Below are 24,116 nucleotides of genomic sequence, written 5' to 3'. Positions count from 1 at the left end.
AAAGGTTTTGTTCCCAACCGCTTACGCGTCCAGCCCGCCCATCCGCCGGATGATGCGCCATTCCTCGGGCGTTACGGGTTGAACCGACAGGCGGGTGTTCTTGACCAAGGCCATATCTTCCAGCCCCGGCGCAACCTTGCAGGCCTCCAGCGTGACCGGGGTTTTCAACGGCTCCACCGCCTTGATCATCACGCAATCCCAGCGCGGATCGTCGGTCGTGCTGTCGGGCGCGCTTTCGCGGCACACCTCAACGATGCCCACCACTTCCTTGCCGATGTTGGAATGATAGAAAAACCCCAGATCACCGACCTTCATCGCACGCATGTTGTTGCGCGCCTGATAGTTGCGCACGCCGCCCCATTCCTCGCCCGCGTCCCCTTTGGCGACCTGATGGTCCCAACCCCAGACATCGGGTTCCGATTTGAACAGCCAATATGCCATCAGCCGATAACCTTTTTCCACTCGGTCAGCGTCACCGACTGGAACAGCCCTGCCAGCGCATAAGGGTCCGCATCGGCCCAAGCCTGAGCCTGCGCCATATCCTCCACGCTCAGGATCACCAGAGATCCGCTCATCGTGCCTTCGGGGGTCAGCAGCGGGCCTGCCATTTCCACAATCCCCGAAGCCTCAATATGCGCCAAATGCGCCGCGCGGTTGTCCAGCCGGATTTGCAACGCTCCGGGTTTGTCTTGGGCGATAAGGGCGACACGCATGGGTTTACTCCTGTTTCAATGGGCGGGACATGAGGGCATGGATCGCAGCCTCAAGGGTGATCTTTTGCTGTGTAAGGGCCGCCACCATCTGCGTGATCGGCATATCCACCTGTTTGTGCTGGCTGAGTGTAGCCACGGCTTTCGCGGTCGCAACCCCTTCGACGGTTTGGGCCGGATCAAACCCCGTCCCCGCGCCAAGCGCCAGCCCATAGCGATAGTTGCGCGATTGCGCCGAGGTGCAGGTCAGCACCAGATCGCCAAAGCCCGACAGGCCCGCCAGCGTTTCCGCCCGTGCGCCAAGGTGCAAGGCCAGTCGCTGCATTTCGGCAAAGCCGCGCGTCATCAGGGCCGCCCGCGCGCTTTCGCCCAGGCCCGCGCCCATCACCACGCCCGCCGCAATCGCGATCACGTTTTTCAACGCGCCGCCAAACTCGGCCCCGGTCACGTCACTGGTCCGATACAGGCGCAAAACATCGGTCGACAGGCGCTGCTGCAAGGCCTCGCCTTCCGCCTTGTCGGCACAGGCCAGCGTCAGCGCGGTGGGCAGGCCCTTGGCAATGTCACTGGCAAAGCTGGGCCCCGTCAGAATGGCGGCGCGCGCGCGCGGGCAATGCTGGGCAATCACCCCCGTCGGCCCAAACCCGCTAAGGACATCGACACCCTTGCAGCAAGCCACCAGCGCCTTGCCATCCAGCACGCGCCAATGCTCGGCCAGAAACTGCCCCATCGCCTGCGCGGGCAGCGCCAGCAACAGCGTATCGGCCCGGCTTACCACGTCCAGCCCAACCACTTGCACCGTTTGCGGCAGCACCGCCCCCGGCAGCCGCGCAATCTCGCGCCCTGACATGCCACGCCCCCACAGGCTGACAGGTTGCTTGGCCCCCAAGGCAATCGCCAAGGCCCCCCCAAAGGCCCCCGCGCCAATGATCCCGATCATGCCTTCGCCCCTTTCTTGCCAAAGCCAAGCAGCGCCGGGCTGGTCTGATCCAAGGGCCAGCGGGGCCGCGCCGAAAGCGACAGGTCATCGCGCCCCCCGGCCCGGAACCGTTCAATCCCCGCCCAGGCGATCATCGCCGCGTTATCGGTGCACAGCGCCAAAGGCGGGGCCAGAAACCGCACGCCCGCCGCGGCGCACACCTGTTCCAGCACCGCACGAATGGCCCCATTCGCGGCCACACCCCCGGCCACCGCCAGCGCGGCCACCGGGGCCAGTTCCAGCGCACGGCGGGTCTTTTCGGCCATCACCTCGGCCACAGCGGTCTGGAACCCGGCACAAAGGTCGGCGCGATCTTGCCGCGTCAAGCCGCCCTGTTCCGCGATCATCTTGTCGCGCGTGCGCAGCACCGCCGTTTTCAACCCGGAAAAAGACATATCGCAGCCCGGACGATCCAGCAGCGGGCGCGGCAGGGCAAAGCGTTTGGCGTCACCTTTGCGCGCCTTTGCCTCGACCGCTGGGCCACCCGGTTGCGGCAGGCCAAGGATCTTGGCGATTTTGTCAAACGCCTCGCCCGGGGCATCGTCGATGGACCCGCCAAGCCGCGTATACGCCTCGGGGCCGTCAACGCGCAGGTATTGGCAATGCCCGCCCGAAACCAGCAGCATGAGGTAAGGAAAGGCCAAGCCATCGGTCAGCCGCGGGGTCAACGCATGGCCCGCCAGATGGTTGACGCCGACCAAGGGCAAACCCGTCGCCGCCGAAAGCCCCTTGCCGCACATCACACCTGCCAACACGCCGCCAATCAGCCCCGGCCCGGCCGTCACCGCAATTCCATCCAGATCGGTAAAGCCCAGCCCCGCCGCCGCCATCGCCTGCGCGATGCAGCCATCCACACGTTCGGCATGGGCGCGGGCGGCAATCTCGGGCACCACGCCGCCGAAATCGGCATGCAGGCTGGTTTGGCCTTCGACCACGCTTGCCAAAATCTCGCGCCCCGCAGGGCCATCGCGCACAATCGCCGCTGCGGTATCATCGCAGCTGCTTTCGATGCCAAGGAATGTAAGCGGTGTGTCCATGCGTGATCAGTTGCCGTTTGGGTTCCTAGCAGGTAACACCGACCCTATGGCCATACAATCCCGCCTGCCCGCCTTTCTGCTGACACGCCCCTCCGCGCAAAGCGCGCGGTTTGCCGATATGCTGCGTGACCGCTTTGGCGATGGGCTGACGGTGGTCATCAGCCCCCTGATGGAGCCAGAGTTTCCGGTGCCAAAGGTGCCATCCGGCCCGTTTGCCGCCCTTGTCTTTACCTCTGAAACCGGGGTCGCCGCCTATCGCCGCGATCCGGCGCGCTTTGCTGTCACCGGGAACACCGCCTATTGCGTGGGCGGGCGCACCGCGCAGGCGGCGCAAGCGGCGGGTCTCGCCCCGGTGTCTGCCGAAGGCGATGCCGATGCGCTGGTCGCCCTGATCCTGTCGCAGCGCCCAAGCGGCCCTTTGCTGCACCTTTGCGGTGCCGACACGCGCGGCGATGTGGCCGGGCGGCTGACCGCAGGCGGCATCCCCACCACAGCCTGCACCGCCTATCGCCAAGCCGACCAGCCGCTGACAGATCAGGCAAAGACCCTGCTGCGGGGGGAACGCCCGGTTGTGGTTCCCCTGTTCTCGCCCCGCTCTGCCCACCTATTCTTGGCGCAGGTCGGGCCAATCACCCCGCGCGCGCCGTTGGTTTGTGCGGTTCTAAGCGCGGCTGTGGCCGAGCCTTTGCTGTCGCAACCGATAAAACTGCTTTATGCAAAGGAACCAAACGCGGTGGCGCTGCTTGATTCCCTTGTGGGTGCCTATGACGCAACCCAGACGCCTTGAGCCTGTGACGATCACAGTCTAGATTGATAAAAACCCCGGAAATCTGGGGAGTTGGAACGGAGACGCATTTATGGCTACCCAAGGATCATCGGGCAAGCGCAACAAGTCGGCCAAAGACAGCACTGCGCCTGTGCCTGAGGACAAAAGCGAAATCGTTTCCGCCGAGGACAGCGCCACGACAAGCACGCCAGACCCCGTTGAAGATGCCGTAGTGGTGCTGGATGAACCCGACGCCGTGAAAGCCGAAATCGCGGCCGAAGCTGAAAAGCATGACGCCGCAGCCGACCTTGTAACCCCCAGCGAACCCGCGCGGGCCGCAGCCACGCAAAGCAGCCCGGACCCGGAACCATCCGCGCCAGAACCAGAGCCAGAACCCATGGCAGCGCCTGCATCGCCGCCCTTGGTCAAGGCCAGCCCCGGCTTTGTGCCGCTGGTGCTGGGTGGCGTGGTGGCTGCAGGTCTTGGCTTTGCCCTTGCGCGCTATGTCGTGCCCGAAGGGTGGCCCGTGCCCGGCACAAGCCCGTTGCAAAGCCAGATCACCGAACAGGGCAACGCGATTGCTGACCTGCGCAGCACTGTCGCCGCCTTGCCACAAACCGACAGCACCAGCGATGCGGTGGCAGCCCTTGGCAGCGAATTGGCCACGCTGCGCGATACCGCCACAACCGCCTTGCAAACCGCCGAAGCTGCGACAAAGGCCGCGGCAGAGGCTGCAAGCAACACCCCAAGCGGCGAAGATTTCGGCCCGCGCCTGACCGCGATCGAAGAACGCCTGACCGCGCTGGAAACCCGCCCCGCCAGCGGTGCTGCGGTTGACCCGGCGGCGCTGTCGGCGCTGACCGCGGATATCGCCGCCCTGCGCAACGAGATTGACACCCAGAAAGCCGCCGCCGAAACCGCTGCCGCCCAAGCCGAAACCGCCCGCTTGGAAGTAGAGGCCGAGGCCGAAACCACCTTGCTGCAAGCCGCGCTGGTCAAGGTCGAGGCCGCGATGGACAGCGGCGCCCCCTTTGCCGAACCGCTGGCCCTGTTGTCCGAGGCCGGGCTGGCCGTGCCTGCGGTGTTGACCGATAGCGCCGAGACAGGCGTGCCCTCCATCGCTGCCCTGACCGAAAGCTTTGCCGCCCCCGCGCGCGAGGCGCTGTCCGAAAGCCTGCGCGGCGATATGGGCAGCACTTGGTCCGAACGCTTCGGCTCTTTCCTGCGCAGCCAGACCGGCGCACGTTCCCTGACCCCGCGCGAAGGCAATGACCCGGATGCCGTGCTGTCACGCGCCAATGCCGCCGTGGCGGCAGGGGATCTGCCTGCCGCGCTGACCGAAATCTCTGCCCTGCCAGAAGCGGCACAAGCGGCCATGGCTGCATGGGTCGATCAGGCCAAACTGCGGTTGTCCGCACAAACAGCAACGGCCGAATTGGCCGCCGCACTGAGCGAAAGGTAACACCCACAAAATGATCTGGTCGCTCTTGAAAGTTCTGTTGTTTGTCGCAGCCATCGCCGGGCTTACCTATGGCGCAGGTATCTTGATGGATACCGGTGGCGGCATCCGTATCGCCATGCTGGGCATGGAATATAACCTTGGCCCCTTGCAGGCGGCGGTTGCCCTTGTGGTGCTGATGCTGGCGCTGTGGTTGCTGCTGAAGCTTATCGGCCTCTTGGTCGCGGTGCTGCGCTTTCTCAATGGTGATGAAACTGCCATCTCGCGCTATTTTGACCGCAACCGCGAACGCAAGGGTTATCAGGCGCTGTCGGATGGGCTGATGGCGCTGGCCTCGGGCGAAGGGCGGGTGGCGTTGTCACGCGCGGCCAAGGCCGACAAGCTGCTGGACCGTCCGGAACTGACCACCCTGCTGATCGCGCAAGCCGCCGAGATGACAGGCGACACCAAGCGCGCATCCGAGGCCTATAAGCAGTTGCTGGAAGATGACAAATCGCGCTTTGTCGGCATCCGTGGCCTGATGCGCCAGAAGATGATCGAAGGCGATACCGAAACCGCCCTGAAACTGGCCGAAAAGGCCTTTGCGCTGAAACCCAAGCATAGCGAGATTCAGGAAACCTTGCTGGGCCTGCAAACCGAACATGGCGATTGGAAAGGCGCGCGCGTCACGCTGGGCGCCAAGCTGAAATCCGGCGATCTGCCGCGCGATATCTTCCGCCGCCGCGATGCCGTTCTGGCCCTGCAAGAGGCGAAAGGCGTGTTCGACGAGGATGCCAGCATCGAAGCCCGCGAGGCCGCGATCGAGGCGAATCGCCTGTCGCCCGATCTGATCCCCGCCGCTGCCATGGCCGCTCGCAGCTATATCGCCAAAGGCGACAGCCGCAACGCGACCAAGGTTCTCAAGAAAGCGTGGTCGGCGCAACCGCACCCTGATCTGGCGGCCGCCTTTGCCGAAATTGCCCCGGACGAATCCGTGGCGGCCCGGCTCAAGCGGTTCCGCACGCTGACTGGCATCAACCCCGACCATATCGAAACCCGCCTGCTTCTGGCCGAGTTGAACATCACTGCCGAAGATTTCCCCGCCGCCCGCCGCGCGCTGGGCGATCTGGCCACCTCGCACCCGAATGCGCGGACCTTGGCGATCATGGCGGCGGTGGAACGTGGCGAAGGTGCCGATGATGCGGTGATCCGTGGCTGGCTTGCCCGCGCGCTGACAGCGCCGCGCGGCCCGCAATGGTGCTGCGACAAATGCCAGGCGATCCATGCGCAATGGGTTCCGGTTTGCGACAACTGCGCCAGCTTTGACACCTTGTCATGGCGTGAACCCGCAGATGCAACTGGCCCCAGCGCCACTGGCTCGGAACTCCTGCCACTGATCATCGGCGCGCCCGAACCGGCCTCTGTCACCGTCGACGCAGAGCCGGAACCCGACGACGCCGAAATCATTTCCGATACGCCAGAGGAAAAAACCGAAAAATAGGGCTACACAGTTACCTTTCCCGGTGGTAATAGCCCGCCACCAAGCCGCTGTAGCTCAGATGGTAGAGCACGTCATTCGTAATGATGGGGTCGGGGGTTCGAGTCCCTTCAGCGGCACCACTTTCCCTTTTCAGAATCCCGACGAAACCCGGAAAGCCGTTGCGCGTGAATGGGTTCGGGAAAGAGGCTATCCGCGTCGCCACGCGCAGAAGGCGCTTTCTGAACCTCAATGCGACGCCTGATCCCCCGAGACAGACCTTGCGCAATGCGCCCTTGACCGAAGGGTGCGATAGTTTTGGCTGTCGTATCGGAAGGGGCGCGGCGCTGTGATGGGGCGGCCAGAGGTGCAGGCTTTCATTCTGCGCAAGCCAAGTCCTTGGTCATCCAGTCATCGGCTGGCTGCGTGGCAGGTCAGTGGCTAAAGCGGATTGGCAAAAGGGGCAGCCCGCAAGCTGCCCCTGTTTTCTTCGTTCAGGTAATGACCCTTAGGCCAGAATGAAATCATCCACCGTGATGGTCGGCGCGCCGTCCAGATCAATGCTGAAATCAGAAGCGCCACTGCCTGTCAAATCGACATAGACACGCCCGATAGCCGCGTTATAGCGCACCTCTCCGGCGGTGCCTGTGCCCGTGTAGCTGGCCCCCACAAATGTAAGGGATGCGGCAAGACCGCTGAGGTCGATCTTGTCGACACCATGGGCAAAATCGGTGATCACGTCACGGCCAGCGCCGTGAATGCTGTCTGTCACAGCGGTGAACACGAACACATCCGCGCCAGCGCCGCCGTTCATCCTATCTGAGCCGCTGCCACCGAAGATGAAGTCATCCCCGCCGCCGCCAAACAAAGAGTCATTTCCACTGTCACCATAGATGGAATCATTGCCAAGGTTGCCGGCCAGAAGATCTTCGCCATTGCCGCCAAACATCTCATCATCGCCATTGCCACCGCGCATGGTATCAAGGTCGTTGCCACCCCACAGACGGTCATTGTCATTGCCGCCGGACAATTCGTCGCCGCCATCGCCGCCATAAAGGCTGTCGAGGCCGCTGTTCCCGTAAATCAGGTCGGCGCCGCTGCCACCATTGGCCAGATCATCGCCGTTGCCACCGGCCAGCAAATCCGCATCCGCGCCGCCGAACAAGCGGTCGTCTCCGTCTCCGCCCAAAAGCGTGTCATTGCCATTGTTGCCGGCCATCACGTCATTGTTGTCATCACCGTCAAGGCGGTCATCGCCATTGCCGCCGCGCATCAGGTCATTGTCATCGCCACCCGACATCCGGTCGTTGCCATTGCCGCCCGACATGTCGTCTTCGCCGCTGCCGCCGTCCAGCGTATCGTTGCCATCATTCCCGTAGATCACGTCGCTGCTGTCGCCGCCAAAGGCTTCGTCATCACCGCTACCGCCCGCCAGAATATCTGCGTCTTGGCCGCCGAACAATCTATCGGCACCATTGCCGCCGAAAAGCGAGTCAAGACCCGCGCTGCCGACCAGAATATCGTTGCCGTTAACACCCGACAGTCGGTCATTCCCCGCATTGCCGCGCAAAGTGTTGCCAGCGTCTGACCCGGTCAGGTCATCGCCATGGTCAGACCCAAGCACATGTGTAAAGCCCTGAATGAAATCGCCGTTTGCATGGCCACCGCTGGCGGTTTGTGTGGTCAGATTGATCGTGACCCCGGCGTCCGAGGTTGTATAGGCCAAGGTATCCTCGTCGGAATCACCATAGTTGTATCCGTTACCCCACATGGCATCGCCGCCAGCGCCGCCTTCGATCGTATCCGCGCCATCGCCGCCTTCGATCTGGTCATTGCCGCTTGATCCAAGAATAGAGTCATTGCCCCCTGCACCAAAGACGCCTTTGAAAACATTGCCGCCCATCGTGATGATGTCGTCGCCGGGGCTGCCATCAAGCAGGCCAAAGCCGGTCGGAGAGCCAGTATAAGTATCGGTGACGCCGTCACGAATAACCGTTCCGGCGCCAAGGTCGGCAATCAAACCGTTGGTTCCGACATAGCCCACCAGAAAGAATCCGCTGCTATTCAGGTCAAGGGTCTTGGCGACAGAACCCGGCAGAATATCCAGATAATTATCGTCGGTGCTGTAGGATGGATCGTAATAGATGTTGCTGGCGGCGCCTGCCGCAGAGTTAATAAGATAGCGCCCGGGACCGTCAAACCCATCAGCAAACAGACCCAGATTATACGAAACAGGTCCTGTTGTCCCCAACTGGACACCATTGGAGTTCAGAATACGGACCTCTGTGATGACCCCGGTGGCAAAGTTGAAGTCACCGCTGCTGGTCAACAGATTGGTGCCGATGAACTGCGCGACATTCCCAGCGCTATCCACGGATTCGAACAAGCTTGGTGACACAGTGGCCGGGTCTTCCGATGATTCAAAATCAAAAAAGGCCGAAAGCTGCGCAAAGTCTTCGGTAACATCTTCGATGACGCTCAGGTCCGCAAGCACGTCGACAACGGGTCGGCTCATGCCCAGATAGCTTACCAAAACGGTGCTTGTGTTGGGGTCAAAAAGTGCCAACCCGGTGATCGTTCCGCCAATGAGATGCGTCCCACTGTAGGTAAGCCCCGTGCCCAGAACACGGGTATGCGTCCCATCGGTGTTCAGAAGGGCCAACATGGTTGATGTTTGGCTCACGTTAGAGCCATCGATATCGAATACTTCTGACCAGCTTGGATATGGCATTGATAACTCCCAACCATCTAAAAATTTGTGTCACCGTAAGGTGCTAATTCAACAGCGTCAATTGGAGGCCCGTCGCAAACGGCAACAAATTAACCTAGCGTAAAATATAGGCAGACGGCAGCTAAATCTGGCGGATTGGCAGCGGTAGGGTTTGGCCTGCGCCTGCCCTGTTGCAGCCGCAGTGTCGCCGCGCCGAAGGGAAACCCGCCGCGGTTTTTATGCGTCTGACAAAGCGCTGGCTTAGCGGCGCAGTTTCTTGATGATCTCGTTGGCCAGGTTATCAATCGCCTGCCCGGTGGCCTGCGCCACAGCCGCGGGGGAGTTATCGGCCATCGGGGCCGAAACCGCAAAGCGCTGCACCGTTTCGCGCACAGCCCCATCCGGTGCGGCAATGGCAAATTGCCCGCTCAGCTCAAACGTGCCGTCCACCTTGGCGATCATGCGGTCGATGCGCACCTCTACCCGCACGGCGGCGGGTTCGGCCAGCGGCCACGGCTCTGACGCGACCGAGGCGGTGGAGCGCAGGTCAAGGCTGCGCGCAAGCGAACCTGTGACCGCGCGCACCGGGTCATCCGCCCAGATCGCCTTGGGCACCACGGTCAGCGCGCCGCTGTCCTGTTCCACCACAATTTCGGATGCGGCGGCATAGGCGGGCAGCGACACGTCGCGCACCTCGATCGTGCCCACGGCAACGCGGGATTTGGCCACGGTTTCCGTCGTCGCCGATGCGATGGGGAAACGGGCATTGGTATCCCCGCAGGAGGCAAGGGGCAGGGCAGCGGCGAGGGTGAGGGCAGCGATACGTAGGGTCACATCAACGTCCTAGGATAAGGGAATTGGGGTTACGCTCAATCGTGCGGGCCAATTGGGCAACGGATTTCGCCGCTGCCTTCAACTCGCGCAGAAGGTCAAGCGTTTCGGAATTGAAGGTCGATTTCGCGCCATAAGCAGAGATCAGCGCATCGGCCTTGGAGATGACAGAGTCTAGCTGTGCTGTCACATCAGGGAAGTCTTTGGCGGCTTTCGCCACCGCATCCGCCGCCTCGCGGGCCGAGGCCAGCGTGGCATTGGTGTTTTCAATCGCGCCACCTTCGCGCAATTCTTTCAGCGCCACCTGCACCTCCTCCAGCGCCGAGGCGAGTGCGGGCGGGATGCTGCGCGCGCCTTCGGTGCCGATCAGCGCATCGGTGCTGTCCATCACGCGGGTGACAGAGGCGATCAGCTCTTCGGCTTTCAGGTCGTTCACCTTGGCGGCAATGGCGCGCAGGTCCTCGATCAGCTTGGGCAAATCACCCGAAGCGGTGGCAAAATCAGCCGATGCCTTGTCGATGCTGGCCAGCGCGCTGGACAATTGGTCCACAGCGCCGCGTTCCTTCAACTCGCCCACGATGCTGCGCAGATCGGCAATCACAGCGCGCAATTCGGTCGGGATGGCTTGAGTATCTTCCTTGCCGATCAGCCCGCGCGCATCTTCCAGCAGGCCCAGAATGGCATCGGGCGCGCGCTGGGTTCCGGGGGCAACTGCAATCGCCTCAATCGACGCCATAAGAGAGATGGCCTGATTCATCACGTCTTCGATGGGCAGATTGTTTACCCGTTCCAACACACCTTCGGCGGTGGCGGTAAAGTCCGGCAGATCAGATTTGACGCTGGGGATCACGGGTGTGCCATCGGCATCATCTTCCAGCCGGGCGGGCAGGGCATCCGGCACCTCGGCCAGTTCGATTTTCAGCGCCGAGCTGAAGATGCTGGTCGTCGAAAGCCGGGCGCGCATGCCGTCCGCCACCAGTTTTTCCACGAAAGAACGGGTGACATCTTCGCCCGCCTCTGCGCCAAGCCCCAGTGACTGCGGGTCAATTGCGATGACCGCGCGCATGTTCACCGAACTGCCTGCCGGGTTCTTGACGATAAACGCCCCAATCCCGTTGACCTGCCCGATGCGCAACCCGCGATATTCCACCGGTGCCCCTGCGGCCAAGCCGCTGATGGATTCGCCAAAGACAACCGACATCGTCACCGAATTGGCGCTAAGCTGCGTAAAGATGCTTTCGCGTGCGGCGGTTTCATTGGCAAACAGCCGGAACAGCGTGTCATCCGTGACAGGCTGGCCGCCCGATACGATGTTTTCAAACGCAACCCCGCCTGTCAGCAGCGACCCAAGGCTGGCCACGTTCAAATCCAGCCCTGCCGGGCCAAGCGTGACCGAAAAGCCGGCAAGGTTCCAGAAGCGCGAATCCGTGGTCAGAAACTTGTCATAGGGTGCGTTGATGAAAGCCTCGACATCGGTGCTGTCGCCGGTTTCAGACAGGCGCGGCGTGTCCAGATGACCGACCTCCATCCCGCGAAAGAACACCGGCGCGCCGGGGGTCAGGCTGGTGCCGTTCTTGGACCGGATCTTGACCCGCGTGCCCTTGTTTCCGGGGCGGATCAGCGGGGTTTCGGACAGGCCGACAAAGTCGCGCTCGGCGGAATCCTGCGTCGGCACCCAGTCGGAATCGATGTAAACACCCGACAAAACGGTCGACAACCCGCTGATGCCGCGCGCGCTGACCTCTGGCCGAACCACCCAGAACAGGGTTTCGGGGGTAAAGGTATCGGCGACATCCTTGTTGATGCGGGCCGAGATTTCGACCTGGGCCATATCCTTGGAGAAGTTGACCTCCTCTACCGCGCCGATGATCACATCGCGAAAGCGGATCGTGGTGTCCTTGGGCGTGATCCCGGCGGCGTCCTTGAAGACGATGGTGATCAGCGTGCCCTTGTTGTTATAGCTTTGCCACGCCACCGCCATCGAAATGATCAGCGCAAGGATCGGCACCAGCCACACAAAGGACAGGTTGCGCCAAGGCGACCGCTTTGCGGGGGTTACATCCATTTCGGGCAGGTCGGGCATGGTCATTTAGGGGTATCCTTGTCGGCATCCCAGATAAGCCTTGGGTCAAAGCTTTGGGCCGAGAGCATGGTGAAAGCAACAGACAGGGCGAAGCTTACCGCCGCAATTCCGGGATGGATGCTTGCAGCGGAGCCTAGTTGCACGAGTGCGGCCAGAATGGCAACGACGAACACGTCGATCATTGACCAGCGGCCCACAAATTCCACCACCTCATAGATCTGGTGGCGGCGATGGGCGGTGATGCGGCTGGGCTTGCGGGTGCCCATTGCCAGATAAGCGATGGCAAAGAACTTGCTGGCCGGGATGACGATACTGGCAAAGAACACAATCGCCGCAATCCCCAGAGAGCCGTGATGCAGCAATTCCACGATCCCGCCCAGCAGGGTGCTTTCGGTTTCTGTGCCCAGCGTGGCGGTTTTCAGCATCGGGTAGGTATTGGCCGGAACAAAGGCAATCACGCCTGCAATCCACCACGCCCAGACCTTTTGCAGGCTTTGCGTGTCGCGGCTTTGCAATGTTGCACCGCAACGCGGGCAAAGCTGCGTTGTGGCCGGGCTGACCTTGCCACAGGCCCGACAGTTGACCAGACCCGCCTCGCGGGCGGTCAGGGTGTGACGCGCGCTTCCAGCGTTTTCCATATGATCAGACTGCTCATGTAAGTGTCATTGACGACGGTGATCAGAACAAGGGCGGCAAAGGCCCAGAAGGCGGGGCCGATGGTCAGCGTGGCAAGCCCGCCCACCTTGACCAAGGCAACGGCCACACCGACGATAAACACCTCGGCCATGGCCCAGGGGCGCAGATATTCGGCGATGCGAAAGGCCTGCGCCGCGCCGCGGATGGGCCGATGCCCGATGGCCATGGGGGCGATGGTGTAAAGAATGGCGAACAGCCGGGTCAGCGGCAAAACCACGATCAGCGCGGCCATGGCCAACGACAGCGGCACCATCAACCCGTCGGAATAGGCCAAAATCGTATCAATCACCGAGGCTTGCTGCCGCAAACCATGGGTTTCGATGGTCAGAAACGGAAAGCTGATCGCGCTGATCATCAGGATGGTCGCGGTGATGGCCAGCATCACGATCCGGGTCATCGCGTTCTGGCGGGGGGCGGCAAGGGTGTGATGGCAGCGCACACAGCGCCCCCGCCCACCCGAAGGAATAGCCGAAAAGCGGTGCAGCGTATCGCAGACAGGGCAGGCCACCAGATCATTCAGATCCGGGCCAAAATCAGCCTTGTGTGTGGTGGCAGCGTTTTCCATTCCTGCCTTCTACAGCAGGGCCAAGCGGGTTAAAAGGCCCGCTCCTAAACGATGTATCCCGAATGTTTCAATCTTGTTACGCGGGTCAAGGCGGGTGCTGGCCGTGGCTTGCGCCCGCTTACAGGAAGTCGTCGCGGCGGGGGGTGAAACAATCCACCAAGCGGCCCGGCTCCAGGCAAACGCAGCCATGCACGGCATTGGACGGCACGACGAAACTGTCGCCGGGGCCGACCTCGGTTTCGGTGCCATCCACCGAAAAGCGGAAGCGGCCCGATTGCACATAGGTCGATTGCACATGCGGGTGATTGTGCAGCGCCCCAACCGCCCCAACCGCGCCAAAGCTGAAGGCAACGACCATCAGATCGGGATGATCTGCCAACACCTGACGGGTTACATTCTCTCCGGTCTGGACAACGGGAAATTGGGTCATGTGATGTCTCCTGCATTTGCGGTGGTGGCTTTGGGCAGGATCAGCAATCTGCGCCCAAAAGAAAAGGGCCTTACTGCCGCCTGCCCCTGTTTGTGAAATGATGGAAAGGCGCAGCACCGGGCGCTGCGCCTTTGGGTCGATTTGGCTTTGATGCGCCTCAGCTCATCAACATGCCGCCGTTGATGTCGACATTCGCGCCGGTGATGAAGGCGGAATCGTCGCAGGCAAGGAACAGCACCAGATTGGCCACATCCACCGGCAGGCCTTGGCGGCGCACCGGGGCATTCGCCTCATAGCCGCGGCGGGCTGCATCGGCGGTGTGGATGTTGTGGAAATCGGTATCAATCATGCCGGGGCACAGCGCGTTGACGCGGATATTCGGCCCCAATTCCTTGGCCAGACCGCGCGTGAAGGTCATCACAGCCCCTTTGGACGCCGCATAAGCAACCGAGCCGGGGCCGCCGCCATCCCGGCCCGCTTGGCTGGCCAGATTGACAATCGTGCCCGTGGCCATATGCGGCAAGCAGGCTTTGGTCATCAGGAAGGTGCTGGTCAGGTTCAGCTCCATCACCTTGTTCCAATGCTCCAACGACATTTCCGAGATTTTCTTGCGTGCAATCAGGCCGCCGGTGTTGTTGACCAGCACATTGATGCCGCCAAACTCGGCCACGGTCTTGGCGACCAGCGCATCAACGCCCGCTTGGCTGTTCAGATCGCCTTGCAGCGCGAATGCCTTGCCGCCTGCGGCCTTGATCTCGGCAACAGCGCTGTCAGCGCCTTCGCTGCTGGAAAAGTAGTTGATGGCAACATTCGCGCCTTCCGAGGCAAGCTTGATCGCGCAAGCGCGCCCGATATCGCGTCCGCCGCCAGTGACGATTGCCGTTTGTCCTGCGAGTTTCATAAAGTGTCCCTTTCGTAAGCGTTTTATTGTTTAAGCCCCGACATCGAATGTCTTGGGCACGACAACCTTGAAGCTGCGGTCGTCTGAGGTTGTGAAGTAGAGGTCGCAGTCATATCCCTGATCGTCGAGGAAACTGAAAACCCGGCGGGGGGCGGCTGTCGGGTAAGGCACCAACAGCGTGGCAATCCGGTGGCGGATTGCTTTGGGGAAGCGGGCGGTCAGGCAGGTGCTGACGGGCAGACCCTCAATCTCGGTCGGGTCAACACCGGGGAAACCGGTTGTCTGTGACAGGGCAGGCGCGCCAGCCTCTGACCACAGGAATTTGCCATAGAACCCGGCCTTTTCACCGGAATAGCGGAAGGTGGTATCGCCCAGCGTCATTGGGGCATTGGCATGCAGCAGCCAATCAATTTCAACCGGTTCCGCAGCGTCAATGCTGTCGACGATCACGAAATACTGGTTCTGCACGAAATAGACATCGCGCAGCACCGAGGTGATTTCCGGCGACAGCGATTGATAGGCCGCCGTGGCATCGCCTTGGATGAAGATGTGATCTTCGCGCTGTTCCGCGGCATTGATGCGGCCTGCGGATTGCATCGCCAGAACCTTGTCTTTGCCCGCGTATTGGCCTTTGCCATTTACCAGAATGGCGTTCTTGGACAGGGTCTGCCGCCGCCATTTCTGGTGCATCGTGCTGTTGAAGGCAACGTAATGGCCCGACTGGATCGCCAGATCCTCGCCAAACCCGGCAAGGCAAAAGGCGTTCTGGTCGCCGTGGCTGTGGCTGATCGCGCCGTAGGGCGAAGATTTCATCACAAACTGGATATGGTTTTCCGGGTCTTGCATCCGGTGCTGGATCGCGGCCCAGCCGATGCCCTTGAACCAGCGCAACTGATCGTCATCCGAAGGCGGCACTGCCTTCACAATCGGGAAATCGGTGCGATAGGCCAATTCGTCAAAGTTGAAATCCCACCAGCCCCAGTTGTAAAACGCCTTTTCGGTGCCGGGGTTGGTGCGCTTTATCTCATCGTAATACCATTGATAGGCACCATTGCCCGTCACGCCTGCATATTGCCGCAGGTTAAAGCCGACCTTGACCGCAGGCAGGTCGCCCATGGTGCTGTCATCACCAAAGGTGGCGCGGCGGGTGTCGGGGGCCTTGGTATACAGCGGAAAATCCCCGGTTTTCTGGAAGAACGGGCGTTGATACAGGTCAATCCCGGTATAGCCTTTCATCAGGTTGGCGGCATCAATCAGATAGGCCATGCCTGTCATCCAGTAATGCGGCCCCTCGGCCCAGCCGCCATCGGCATCGCCCCAAGGGCTGTAGACGGTGAACAGAAACTCAATGGAGTAATCAAGCCATTCCGCCGCTTCGGGCGTGTCATCCAGCATCGCGATCGACGCCGGGATCAGCACCGCAGACACCGCGCGCACGGCATGGCTGTCAAAGGGGAACAGATGGATATTGGCGTGTTTGATGATGTGATCGGCGGTTTCGCGGGTCCGCTCCAGCAGCGCCTTCAGCACCACGGCGCGCTCTGCCTCCGACAATTGGTCATAGAGCCAGTCATAGCCCCAAGCCAACGCCACATTCACCCGGAACGCCCATTCATCGGTATAGCTGCGCGAAGTGGTGCCCGTAGGGTTCCATGCCGCCGCCGACAGCAGCCAGTCCTTGGCCCGCGCCAGCATGGCGGCGTCTTGGGTCACTTGCCCCCCGATGGCCAGATGCCGGATTGCATAGATCAGTTCCTGACAGTCGATATAGGTCTTGCGCCAGACAGCGGCGACGCGCTGGTGGTTGGGATACCCCGCAGGCTCGGGGATGATGTCGCGGTCCATCCAAGGCAGCACGGATTGTTCAAAGAAGGTGGACCAGGTGCAATGATCGGGGTTCGCTGCCACATCCTTGCGGAACTGCGCCAGCCGGGTTGGCGTCAGCCACAGGCGGGGGTGGCTTTTGTCGCAACCTGCATAGCGTTTTGCCCGGCTGGTCAGCGGCGTTTCGGGCAATCCTTCGGCCACATGAAAGCGGCGTGCCGTGCTCCATCCGCTACCGGGCTTGCCGGATTTGGCATCCCAGACCGCATAGGACCAGTAATAATCGCCTGCGGGCAGAACCGTGTCAGGCGTAAAGAAATTCAGGGTGATCCCGCTGAACACTTGCGTGGCTTGGGCGGGAAACTTCGGATCGGAGGAGATGCGAAGCACATATTCGGCTTCATCCTCGATCACCGGCAGCCACGAAAAACGCGGCGGGTTTTCGATGATCCGGGCATCTTCGGCCGGCGCATATTGGATCGTCAGGCGCCCGGCAACCGGTTCGTCAAGGGGGGGTAGGTCGTTGCGAGGCATGCGCTTTCTTTCCAGTTTTGCGGATCAAGGGGGGGTGGCACGGCCCAAGATCGGGCCGTGCCTGCGTTTCAGGAAACCCGCAGGGGCTTAGTTATACTGCCGCTGATAGGCCGAGTTCATCACTTCGATGACCTGCGAATAGCCCATCTTTTCCAGCGCGTTCATATAGTCGGCCCAATCGGCCTGAACGTCGCCGGTGCCCAGAACCCAAGCCTGCTGACGCTCCAGCATATAGGTCTGGATCGACGGCCAGTATTTGTCATAGACGGCTTGTTCGTCCTTGTTGAAGGCCACGCCAAGGAACTGATCGACCAGCAGGTCTTCGGTGTCGTAAAGCTCAATCCCTTTACGCGCTTCTTCGGCGGTCCACTGCCATTCATAGCGGTAATCTTGCGGATAGCCGCGATAGATTTGCGCGCCTTCCAGATACATCTGGCTGTTCACCGGGGTTTCCGACTTCAACACTTCATCGGTGAAGATCGGCTCGCCGTTCACCATGTTCCATGTCTTGCCTTCCACACCAAAGTTGGACAGCAGCGACCCTTCTTCCGAGAACCAGTAGTCGAAATACTTGATGGTTTCGACAACATGCTTGTTGTTATAGCTGATCGCCCAACCATCCGGCTTGATCGGGATGCGGCGATGCTCTTCCATCCGCACGCCTTTGGCCGATTTCGGCGGCAGGAAGGGGATGAAGTTGAAGCCCGGAATCTTTTCGGCCAGCGCCGCGTTATAGCCCGAGGTAGAGGCGAACCAGTCATGCGTCAGGCCGCCAAGGTTTTCCCCCAGCAGATAATCGCGCGAGGAGGAGCCACGGGTAAAGACTTCGGCGTCGATCAGCCCTTCGGCATACCATTTCGCCAGATTGGCCATCCCGTCGCGATAAGCGTCCTGCGCATAGGGATGCGCGATCTTGCCTTCGTCGGTGACGTAAAAGTCGTGATAGGTATCCGACCCCGAGGTGCGGGCATCCCAGAAGGTCAACGGGCGCAGCACTTCTTCCCAGTCACGGGCGAAATAGGGCACTTCGTCTTTCTTGCCATTGCCGTTCGGGTCCTGGTCGCGGAAGGCCACCAGCACGTCATACAGCTCGTCGATATTGTCGGGTTGCTTCAGGCCCAGTTTGTCCAGCCAATCCTGACGGATGAACCACGCCCGGCCATATTTGCCATCGGGCAGATAGGGGATGTAGTAATAATTGCCATCATAGGCCGAGATCGCCTCTTTCAGGCCGGGATGCTCTTCCCAGAACTTCTTGATGTTCGGGGCATGTTCATCGACCAGATCGTTCAGCGGCAGAAACGCGCCTTCGGGGCCATATTGGTTGACCGGCTGCTGAATACGGTTGCCGCCGACGATATCGGGCAGATCACCAGTGGCCAGCAACAGGTTCATCGCCTCGTTGTTGTCCTTGGTGTTGCGGCCCGAGGTCTTGTCGATCAGGTGAATATTCGTCCGCTCCCGCGCGACTTCTTCCACGGGGTAAAGCTTGGTCGTGTCGCCGCCGGGGCCATAGCCTTGGGCGCGGGGCCAGTGCATGTGGATGGTCAGTTCCAGCGGCTTGTCGACGATCGGCAGATGATCATCGGCAAAGGCCGGTGCCGTCATGGCGGTCGTGCCGAGGATGGCAAGCGCTAATGGTAGTTTCCGCATTATGGTGTCCTCCCTTGATGCGTTATTTTTGGTCATTCCTTGACCCCACCCAAGAGAATCCCCTTGGAGAAGTATTTCTGAAGGAAAGGGTAGATCAGCAGGATCGGGATGATCGAGCAGACGATGATGGCGGCGCTGACCGTCTCAAAGGAATAGGCGGCGTTCAGCAGGCTGGTGGCGAATTCCTCGTCATCGCTCAGGTCGGCGATGACCTTGCGCAGATAGACTTGCAGCGGGATCTTGCTGTCATCTTGCAGCAGAACCATGGCCCAGAAAAACCCGTTCCAGCGCGACACCACACAAAACAGCGCAACCGTGGCAATGGCGGGTTTGGACAGCGGCAGGTAAACCTTCCACAGCACCTGAAACTCATTCGCGCCATCCATCCGGGCCGCTTCTTCAAAGCTTTGCGGGATACCTTCGAAAAAGTTGCGCAGCAGGATGATGTTGAAACCGTTGACCGCAAAGCCGATGATGATACCGAAATAGCTGTCCAGCAGGCCCAGATCGCGCATGTTCAGGAAGAACGGGATCATCCCGGCATGGAACCACATGGTAAAGGCCACCATCAGGTTCCAGAACCGCCGCCCGTAAAGCTGCGGGCGCGACAGGGCATAGGCACCGGGGATGATGAACGCGAGGCTCATCAGCGTGCCGCCGATGGTATAGATGAAGGTGTTCTTGTAGCTGTTCCAGAACTGCGGTTCTGACAACACCTGCTTATACGCCTCCAGTGTGAAACCAACGGGTGTCAAGATCACATTGCCGGCCCGCGCCTCGAACCCCGTGCTCATCGACAGCGATGCGATGTAGATGAACGGATACAGCGTCGACAGGGTGAACAGGGCGATCAGCACCATGTTCAGAATGACGAACATCTTGTCGCCGCGGGAATACAGATTCATGTTTGTCATAATGCGAAGCTCCTCACCACAGGGACGTGCGCGAATAGCGCTTCGAAATCGTGTTCGCCGTCATTACCAGCACAAAGGCGACCACCGCGTTGAACAGGCCCGCAGCACCGGCCAGATCATATTGGCCGCCCTGAATGCCCTGACGATAGATGAAGGTATTGACCACATCCGCCGTCTGATAGGTTGCGGGCTGATACAGCAGGATGATCATCTCGAACGACACTTCCAGCATGTTGCCGATGCGGATGATCAGCATGATGATGATGGTCGGCATGATCGACGGGATGGTGATCTTCCACATCATCTGCCAGCGGCTGGCCCCGTCGACCACGGCACTTTCGTAAAGCGTGGGCGAAACGCCTGCGATGGCGGCAAGATAGACGATGGATTGGAACCCCGCCTCTTGCCAGATGCTTGTGCCCACAAAGATCGGGCGGAACCATTCCGGTTTGGTCAGGAAGTAAACCGAGTCATAGCCGAACCAGCCCAGCACCGTATTGACGATCCCGGCAGAAGGTGAAAACGCCGTGATTACGATCCCCGCAATGATCACCGAGCTGATGAAATGCGGCAGATAAACGATGGTTTGTGCGGTTTTCTTGAACCATTGGTTCAGAATCTCGTTGAACATCAGCGCCAGCAGGATCGGCATCGGAAAGCCGAACACAAGGCTGAGCATGCTGATGTAAATGGTGTTTTTCAGCGCCCGCAGGAATTGCTCATTGCCGAACAGGGTTTCGAAATGTTCAAACCCGATCCAGGGGCTGTTCGCGATGCCGCGGAATACGCTGTAATCCTTGAAGGCGATTTGCAGCCCATACATCGGCTTATACAGAAACACCAAAAGCCAGATGATCGTGGGCAGCAACATGACATAAAGTTGCCATTCCCGGCGCAAATGGCCAACCAAGCGGTCCAGCTTGCTGCGTTTGGGTGCCAGCACGCGGCCTTGGGCAGCGACCGCCATTTCAGCCGAGGAGGTGCCCGCTTTTTCCACCGGGCCGCTCATTCGACACGCGTCTGGCCGGACAGGGCCATACCCGTTTTCGCGTCAAACACCTTGATCAGTTCCGGTGCGGCGGTGAAGCCTTTGACAGCCTCCAACTTGTTGATATTGCCCAGCGTTTCGGTGCGGATGACAAAAGGGGCTCCGCCGACGGACATATGCAGCAGCGCCTCGGAACCCAGCGTTTCCACAAGGTCCAACTCTCCCATGATCGCGCCATCCTGCTTTTCGGTCACGATCTGCGCATATTCGGGCCGCACGCCCACGATCACCTCACGCCCCACGGCGTTTTGCAGGCCGGGCAGCGGGGCCAAGGCGATATGCTGGCCACCAAGATCGGCGGCGGGGCCATTGCTGCCCGCGACAATCTTACCCTTGATCTGGTTCATCGGCGGTGCGCCCAGAAAGCCCGCGACAAAGGAATTCACCGGGTTGAGGAACAGTTCCATCGGGGTGCCGATCTGCTCAATCCGGCCGTCATGCATCACGACGATCCGGTCAGCCAGTGTCATCGCCTCAACCTGATCATGGGTGACGTAAATGCTGGTCACGCCCAGCCGCTTGTGCAGCCGCTTGATCTCCGCACGCATCTGGGTGCGCAGCTTGGCGTCAAGGTTGGACAGTGGCTCGTCGAACAAGAACACCTTGGGGCGGCGCACAATCGCCCGGCCCATCGCCACGCGCTGCCGCTGCCCGCCCGACAGATCGGCGGGGCGGCGTTCCAGATAGTCACGCAGGCCAAGGATGCCGCTGACCTCTTCGACCGCGTCGTCAATCGCTTTCTGGCCCTCCTTGCGGATGCGCAGACCAAAGGCGATGTTTTCGGCCACGTTCAGATGCGGGTAAAGCGCGTAGTTCTGAAACACCATCGCCACATCGCGATCCTTTGGGGCCACATTGTTCACCACGCGCCCGTCAATCGTCAGCTCACCGTCCGAGATTTCTTCCAGCCCGGCGATCATGCGCAGGGTGGTGGATTTGCCGCAGCCCGAAGGGCCGACAAGAACCACGAATTCCTTTTCCTGAACGTCAAGGTCAATGCCATGCACAACCTGAACCGCCCCATAGGCTTTCACGATGCTCTTCAATTCAACGCCAGCCATGGCTTCTCCCCCCCCGTGATACATTGCGCGACTGCGCGCGCTGCAACCCTGCCGCACCGGCCTGCCAAAATGGCGGGTGGGTGATTCGTTCAGGTTAATCTGGTATACTAGTCTAAAATATCTAGTATACTAGTATTGATTTTTGATTTTTTCGGATGTCTACTCATTTCAAAGCGTTGGGTGGGGGGCTTGCCAAGTCATGGCTGATGGCCCACATCACAGCGCGCAGCAGGGGCGACAGCGGGGGAAAAGCGCTGGGCCGGGCTGGAAAAAGAACAGGGGGGCAACCACCCTGTCAGCAAAGGGAAGGGGTGAAGATGCCGTCGCTTATTCAGTCAAAAGACCGCAAAACCAGCGTCGATGTGGTTTTTGACCATCTGCAAAAAGCCATTACCACGTTGGAATTGCTGCCCGGTGACAAGATTTCCGAGGCCGATATCGCCGCGCAGTTTGGCGTGTCGCGCCAGCCCGTGCGCGATGCGTTCAGCCGTTTGCAAAACCTTGATCTGCTGGTGATCCGCCCGCAAAAGGCGACCGAGGTGAAACGATTTTCCCTGCGTGAGGTCACCAAATCCCGCTTCGTGCGCTCCAGCGTCGAGGCTGAGGTTCTGCGCCGCGCCTCTCGTCTGGCCACGCCCGCAGATGGCAAGGTGCTGGAGGGGCATCTGGCCAAACAGGCGGCGGTGGTGGAAAAGGGCGATTACGAAGCCTTCGGCAAGCTTGACTACGAATTTCATCAGGAACTGTGCCGGATCGGCGGCGTCGAATTCGCCTTTGAGGTGATCGCCGTTGAAAAAGCAAGCGTTGATCGGCTTTGTCTGCTGAGCATTTCCAAAGAGGACAGGATGCCGCAATTGCTGGAGGATCATCGCGCGATCGCGGATTGCGTCAAGGCCGGGGATGAGGAAGGCGCGGTCAAGGCGGGGATGCTGCATCTGTCGCGGCTGGATGCCACGATCGAGGCGATCTTTGAACGCAACCCCGATTACTTTGACACTTGAACCCGGTGTTTCCGCGCGCCGGGTCTTGCGCTACCTGTCATCAACATCCGCGCGCTTCCACTGGCCTTTGAACAGGCGGCGGTGGAAGAACGGAAACTTGACCAGTTCTTCCAGCAGATAAAGTGCGAACACCCAGCCCACCGAAAGCTGAAGCACCAGCACGAACAGCACCGTCATCGGCACTTTGAACGCCCATTGCCCGATGATGAAAATATTCATCACACTCAGCGTATCGCCTGCCGCGCGCAGGGTCTGGCCGCACATCGCATTCGAACCCTTGGGAAAGGGCAACAGCAGCAGCGTGGGCAAAAACAGCATCAGCGCGGCTTGGGTTTCCGCTTCCAGATCGTCGTAGATCCACGGCGAGGCAAGGCAGAGCACTAGGTAAACCAGCGCCACGACCGCCGCCGCCGCAAAGGCCACCCGCCACGCCCGGCTTAGAAACTGGTCCAGCGTCGCCTCATCCGCCTTGGCCCCCAGCATCTGCGCGATCACGATGCCCGTGGCCTGTGCCCAACTCATCCCGAAGGTTCCGCCCACCTGCACCCAAGGGCTGATAAGCGAGATTGCGGCAAAGTCATTCACGCTCATCCGTGCATAGATCAGCACGCACACCTGGGTGCCGAAGGTCATGCTAAGGAAGGTGCCCGCGATGGGCCATGAAAAGGCCATGTGCCGCTTCAGGCTGTTGGCGAAACTGCCGCGCGCCCAGCCTTCCACGTCCAGAAAGCTGCGGTGCAGGCGGTGAAAGCGCAGCGCCAGAAACAGCGCCCGCAGCAAGGACGCCATCGCGCTGCCATAGGCCGCCCCCACAACCCCCAGCTCCGGCGCGCCATAAAGCCCGTAAATCAGGATGATGCTGACACCGACATTGACCGGCATGGCGATCAGATAGCTTAGAAAGGTGATCTTGGTCTTGCCGCAGCCGTTGAAATGGCTGCCAAGGCATTGCCCGACCGCCTCGGCAAACACCACCAGCAAGAACACATGCAGATAGGCCTTGGCCTGTTCGGCAATCCACGGCGTTTTGGCGGCGCTGGTGATGACCGTATCGCCAAAGGCCAGCACGAACACCACCCCGACCAACACCGAGGCCAGATTGATCGCAAGCCCACAATAAAACGCGGTTTTCAACCCGATGGCCCCAGAGGCCCCAAAGCTTTGCGCGATGCGGATTTGTGTGGCGCTGGAAAAGGCAAAGAGAATGCCCAGCAGCAACCCCGCCACCGCCCCCGCGATCCCCATCGCGGCCAGCGCTGCCTCGCCCAGCGCGGAAATCAGATAGGCGTCGATCACGATGATGCCGTGCAGCATCAACGCCTTCAGGCCAAGCGGCCAGGCAATGCGATAAACATCGGTCATGGAACGGGTAGAGGCGGCGTGCATGCGGACCCTGTGGCAAGCTATGGCCTTAGCCATAAGCCGAGACGTGAGGCTTGTCGACTAGAATACCAGTAT

At 60.6% G+C, this 24,116-nt stretch carries 21 protein-coding genes and 1 tRNA gene; 5 read left to right on the top strand and 17 right to left on the bottom strand.

Features of this window, described 5'->3' with window-relative positions; genetic code table 11:
- Window positions 1–21: 21 nt before the first annotated feature.
- From EGN72_RS12520 to tsaD, 4 genes are read right to left on the bottom strand one after another with little or no spacing between them, the layout of a single operon-like run.
- Window positions 22–441, bottom strand: a complete 420-nt coding sequence (locus tag EGN72_RS12520; protein ID WP_127048083.1) for an EVE domain-containing protein — start codon at window positions 439–441, stop codon at window positions 22–24.
- Window positions 441–713 carry a YciI family protein gene (locus EGN72_RS12515; RefSeq protein ID WP_127048082.1) on the bottom strand — a complete coding sequence of 91 codons (273 nt, stop codon included), beginning with the start codon at window positions 711–713 and terminating at the stop codon, window positions 441–443. The genes EGN72_RS12520 and EGN72_RS12515 overlap by 1 nt, the downstream gene beginning before the upstream one ends.
- Window positions 714–717: 4 nt before the next feature.
- Window positions 718–1,650: an NAD(P)H-dependent glycerol-3-phosphate dehydrogenase gene (locus EGN72_RS12510; protein ID WP_127048080.1), complete on the bottom strand. Its 933-nt coding sequence runs from the start codon at window positions 1,648–1,650 to the stop codon at window positions 718–720.
- Window positions 1,647–2,726 carry a tRNA (adenosine(37)-N6)-threonylcarbamoyltransferase complex transferase subunit TsaD gene (gene tsaD, locus EGN72_RS12505; protein ID WP_127048078.1) on the bottom strand — a complete coding sequence of 360 codons (1,080 nt, stop codon included), beginning with the start codon at window positions 2,724–2,726 and terminating at the stop codon, window positions 1,647–1,649. Before tsaD ends, EGN72_RS12510 begins: the two co-directional genes overlap by 4 nt.
- Before the next feature lie 46 nt (window positions 2,727–2,772).
- On the opposite strand from tsaD, the gene EGN72_RS12500 reads away from it, so the two are divergent.
- The 4 genes from EGN72_RS12500 to EGN72_RS12485 all read left to right on the top strand — a co-directional run bounded on the left by EGN72_RS12500 (window position 2,773) and on the right by EGN72_RS12485 (window position 6,550).
- Window positions 2,773–3,513: a uroporphyrinogen-III synthase gene (locus tag EGN72_RS12500; RefSeq protein ID WP_127048077.1), complete on the top strand. Its 741-nt coding sequence runs from the start codon at window positions 2,773–2,775 to the stop codon at window positions 3,511–3,513.
- Window positions 3,514–3,583: 70 nt separating this feature from the next.
- Entirely contained in the window at window positions 3,584–4,954 is a 1,371-nt protein-coding gene (locus EGN72_RS12495; RefSeq protein ID WP_127048075.1) for a COG4223 family protein, read from the top strand.
- 10 nt (window positions 4,955–4,964) lie between these two features.
- The gene (locus EGN72_RS12490; RefSeq protein ID WP_127048073.1) at window positions 4,965–6,431 is read left to right on the top strand and encodes a heme biosynthesis protein HemY; all 1,467 of its coding nucleotides are present in this window, start codon (window positions 4,965–4,967) and stop codon (window positions 6,429–6,431) included.
- 43 nt (window positions 6,432–6,474) lie between these two features.
- Window positions 6,475–6,550: transfer RNA gene (locus EGN72_RS12485), tRNA-Thr, on the top strand.
- 365 nt (window positions 6,551–6,915) lie between these two features.
- Here the strand turns inward: EGN72_RS12485 and EGN72_RS12480 are convergent.
- The 12 genes from EGN72_RS12480 to EGN72_RS12425 form a co-directional block, all read right to left on the bottom strand.
- Entirely contained in the window at window positions 6,916–9,090 is a 2,175-nt protein-coding gene (locus EGN72_RS12480) for a calcium-binding protein (protein ID WP_158623191.1), read from the bottom strand.
- A 288-nt stretch (window positions 9,091–9,378) separates the two neighbouring features.
- Window positions 9,379–9,951 carry a membrane integrity-associated transporter subunit PqiC gene (locus EGN72_RS12475; protein WP_233587131.1) on the bottom strand — a complete coding sequence of 191 codons (573 nt, stop codon included), beginning with the start codon at window positions 9,949–9,951 and terminating at the stop codon, window positions 9,379–9,381.
- Between the two features lies 1 nt (window position 9,952).
- Complete coding sequence (locus EGN72_RS12470; protein WP_127048069.1) at window positions 9,953–12,037, bottom strand: MlaD family protein; 2,085 nt, start codon at window positions 12,035–12,037, stop codon at window positions 9,953–9,955.
- On the bottom strand, window positions 12,034–12,669 hold the full coding sequence (locus EGN72_RS12465; protein ID WP_127048067.1) for a paraquat-inducible protein A: 636 nt from the start codon (window positions 12,667–12,669) through the stop codon (window positions 12,034–12,036). Before EGN72_RS12465 ends, EGN72_RS12470 begins: the two co-directional genes overlap by 4 nt.
- Window positions 12,636–13,292: a paraquat-inducible protein A gene (locus tag EGN72_RS12460; RefSeq protein ID WP_127048065.1), complete on the bottom strand. Its 657-nt coding sequence runs from the start codon at window positions 13,290–13,292 to the stop codon at window positions 12,636–12,638. Before EGN72_RS12460 ends, EGN72_RS12465 begins: the two co-directional genes overlap by 34 nt.
- A 118-nt stretch (window positions 13,293–13,410) precedes the next feature.
- Window positions 13,411–13,722, bottom strand: coding sequence for a cupin domain-containing protein (locus EGN72_RS12455; RefSeq protein WP_127048063.1), 312 nt, complete (start codon window positions 13,720–13,722; stop codon window positions 13,411–13,413).
- 157 nt (window positions 13,723–13,879) lie between these two features.
- Window positions 13,880–14,623, bottom strand: coding sequence for an SDR family NAD(P)-dependent oxidoreductase (locus EGN72_RS12450; RefSeq protein WP_127048061.1), 744 nt, complete (start codon window positions 14,621–14,623; stop codon window positions 13,880–13,882).
- Between the two features lie 30 nt (window positions 14,624–14,653).
- Window positions 14,654–16,981 carry a DUF4962 domain-containing protein gene (locus tag EGN72_RS12445; protein ID WP_127048059.1) on the bottom strand — a complete coding sequence of 776 codons (2,328 nt, stop codon included), beginning with the start codon at window positions 16,979–16,981 and terminating at the stop codon, window positions 14,654–14,656.
- 87 nt (window positions 16,982–17,068) lie between these two features.
- The gene (locus tag EGN72_RS12440) at window positions 17,069–18,634 is read right to left on the bottom strand and encodes an extracellular solute-binding protein (protein WP_233587130.1); all 1,566 of its coding nucleotides are present in this window, start codon (window positions 18,632–18,634) and stop codon (window positions 17,069–17,071) included.
- Between the two features lie 32 nt (window positions 18,635–18,666).
- Window positions 18,667–19,548 (bottom strand): carbohydrate ABC transporter permease, encoded by an 882-nt coding sequence (locus EGN72_RS12435; protein WP_127048057.1) that lies wholly within the window; start codon window positions 19,546–19,548, stop codon window positions 18,667–18,669.
- A gap of 13 nt (window positions 19,549–19,561) precedes the next feature.
- Window positions 19,562–20,557: a sugar ABC transporter permease gene (locus EGN72_RS12430; protein ID WP_199743743.1), complete on the bottom strand. Its 996-nt coding sequence runs from the start codon at window positions 20,555–20,557 to the stop codon at window positions 19,562–19,564.
- The gene (locus tag EGN72_RS12425) at window positions 20,554–21,657 is read right to left on the bottom strand and encodes an ABC transporter ATP-binding protein (protein WP_127048055.1); all 1,104 of its coding nucleotides are present in this window, start codon (window positions 21,655–21,657) and stop codon (window positions 20,554–20,556) included. Before EGN72_RS12425 ends, EGN72_RS12430 begins: the two co-directional genes overlap by 4 nt.
- A 317-nt stretch (window positions 21,658–21,974) precedes the next feature.
- On the opposite strand from EGN72_RS12425, the gene EGN72_RS12420 reads away from it, so the two are divergent.
- Window positions 21,975–22,658, top strand: a complete 684-nt coding sequence (locus tag EGN72_RS12420; protein ID WP_127048053.1) for a GntR family transcriptional regulator — start codon at window positions 21,975–21,977, stop codon at window positions 22,656–22,658.
- A gap of 30 nt (window positions 22,659–22,688) precedes the next feature.
- Here the strand turns inward: EGN72_RS12420 and EGN72_RS12415 are convergent, their stop codons facing one another.
- Window positions 22,689–24,044 carry an MATE family efflux transporter gene (locus tag EGN72_RS12415; RefSeq protein ID WP_233587129.1) on the bottom strand — a complete coding sequence of 452 codons (1,356 nt, stop codon included), beginning with the start codon at window positions 24,042–24,044 and terminating at the stop codon, window positions 22,689–22,691.
- Window positions 24,045–24,116: the final 72 nt, after the last annotated feature.

It is taken from the genome of Pseudorhodobacter sp. E13 (assembly GCF_003991405.1).
Taxonomy (GTDB): Bacteria; Pseudomonadota; Alphaproteobacteria; order Rhodobacterales; family Rhodobacteraceae; genus Pseudorhodobacter.
This window is presented reverse-complemented; position numbering and strand designations above follow the sequence as displayed.

Bases quoted from the DNA above. Each gene is read 5' to 3' on its own strand.
- EGN72_RS12520 (WP_127048083.1), bottom strand. From the start codon at position 441: ATGGCATATTGGCTGTTCAAATCGGAACCCGATGTCTGGGGTTGGGAC.
- EGN72_RS12495 (WP_127048075.1), top strand. From the start codon at position 3,584: ATGGCTACCCAAGGATCATCGGGCAAGCGCAACAAGTCGGCCAAAGAC.
- EGN72_RS12430 (WP_199743743.1), bottom strand. From the start codon at position 20,557: ATGAGCGGCCCGGTGGAAAAAGCGGGCACCTCCTCGGCTGAAATGGCG.
- EGN72_RS12445 (WP_127048059.1), bottom strand. From the start codon at position 16,981: ATGCCTCGCAACGACCTACCCCCCCTTGACGAACCGGTTGCCGGGCGC.
- EGN72_RS12415 (WP_233587129.1), bottom strand. From the start codon at position 24,044: ATGCACGCCGCCTCTACCCGTTCCATGACCGATGTTTATCGCATTGCC.
- EGN72_RS12465 (WP_127048067.1), bottom strand. From the start codon at position 12,669: ATGGAAAACGCTGGAAGCGCGCGTCACACCCTGACCGCCCGCGAGGCG.
- EGN72_RS12500 (WP_127048077.1), top strand. From the start codon at position 2,773: ATGGCCATACAATCCCGCCTGCCCGCCTTTCTGCTGACACGCCCCTCC.
- EGN72_RS12460 (WP_127048065.1), bottom strand. From the start codon at position 13,292: ATGGAAAACGCTGCCACCACACACAAGGCTGATTTTGGCCCGGATCTG.
- EGN72_RS12510 (WP_127048080.1), bottom strand. From the start codon at position 1,650: ATGATCGGGATCATTGGCGCGGGGGCCTTTGGGGGGGCCTTGGCGATT.
- tsaD (WP_127048078.1), bottom strand. From the start codon at position 2,726: ATGGACACACCGCTTACATTCCTTGGCATCGAAAGCAGCTGCGATGAT.
- EGN72_RS12420 (WP_127048053.1), top strand. From the start codon at position 21,975: ATGCCGTCGCTTATTCAGTCAAAAGACCGCAAAACCAGCGTCGATGTG.
- EGN72_RS12455 (WP_127048063.1), bottom strand. From the start codon at position 13,722: ATGACCCAATTTCCCGTTGTCCAGACCGGAGAGAATGTAACCCGTCAG.
- EGN72_RS12440 (WP_233587130.1), bottom strand. From the start codon at position 18,634: ATGCGGAAACTACCATTAGCGCTTGCCATCCTCGGCACGACCGCCATG.
- EGN72_RS12435 (WP_127048057.1), bottom strand. From the start codon at position 19,548: ATGACAAACATGAATCTGTATTCCCGCGGCGACAAGATGTTCGTCATT.
- EGN72_RS12425 (WP_127048055.1), bottom strand. From the start codon at position 21,657: ATGGCTGGCGTTGAATTGAAGAGCATCGTGAAAGCCTATGGGGCGGTT.
- EGN72_RS12470 (WP_127048069.1), bottom strand. From the start codon at position 12,037: ATGACCATGCCCGACCTGCCCGAAATGGATGTAACCCCCGCAAAGCGG.
- EGN72_RS12515 (WP_127048082.1), bottom strand. From the start codon at position 713: ATGCGTGTCGCCCTTATCGCCCAAGACAAACCCGGAGCGTTGCAAATC.
- EGN72_RS12490 (WP_127048073.1), top strand. From the start codon at position 4,965: ATGATCTGGTCGCTCTTGAAAGTTCTGTTGTTTGTCGCAGCCATCGCC.
- EGN72_RS12450 (WP_127048061.1), bottom strand. From the start codon at position 14,623: ATGAAACTCGCAGGACAAACGGCAATCGTCACTGGCGGCGGACGCGAT.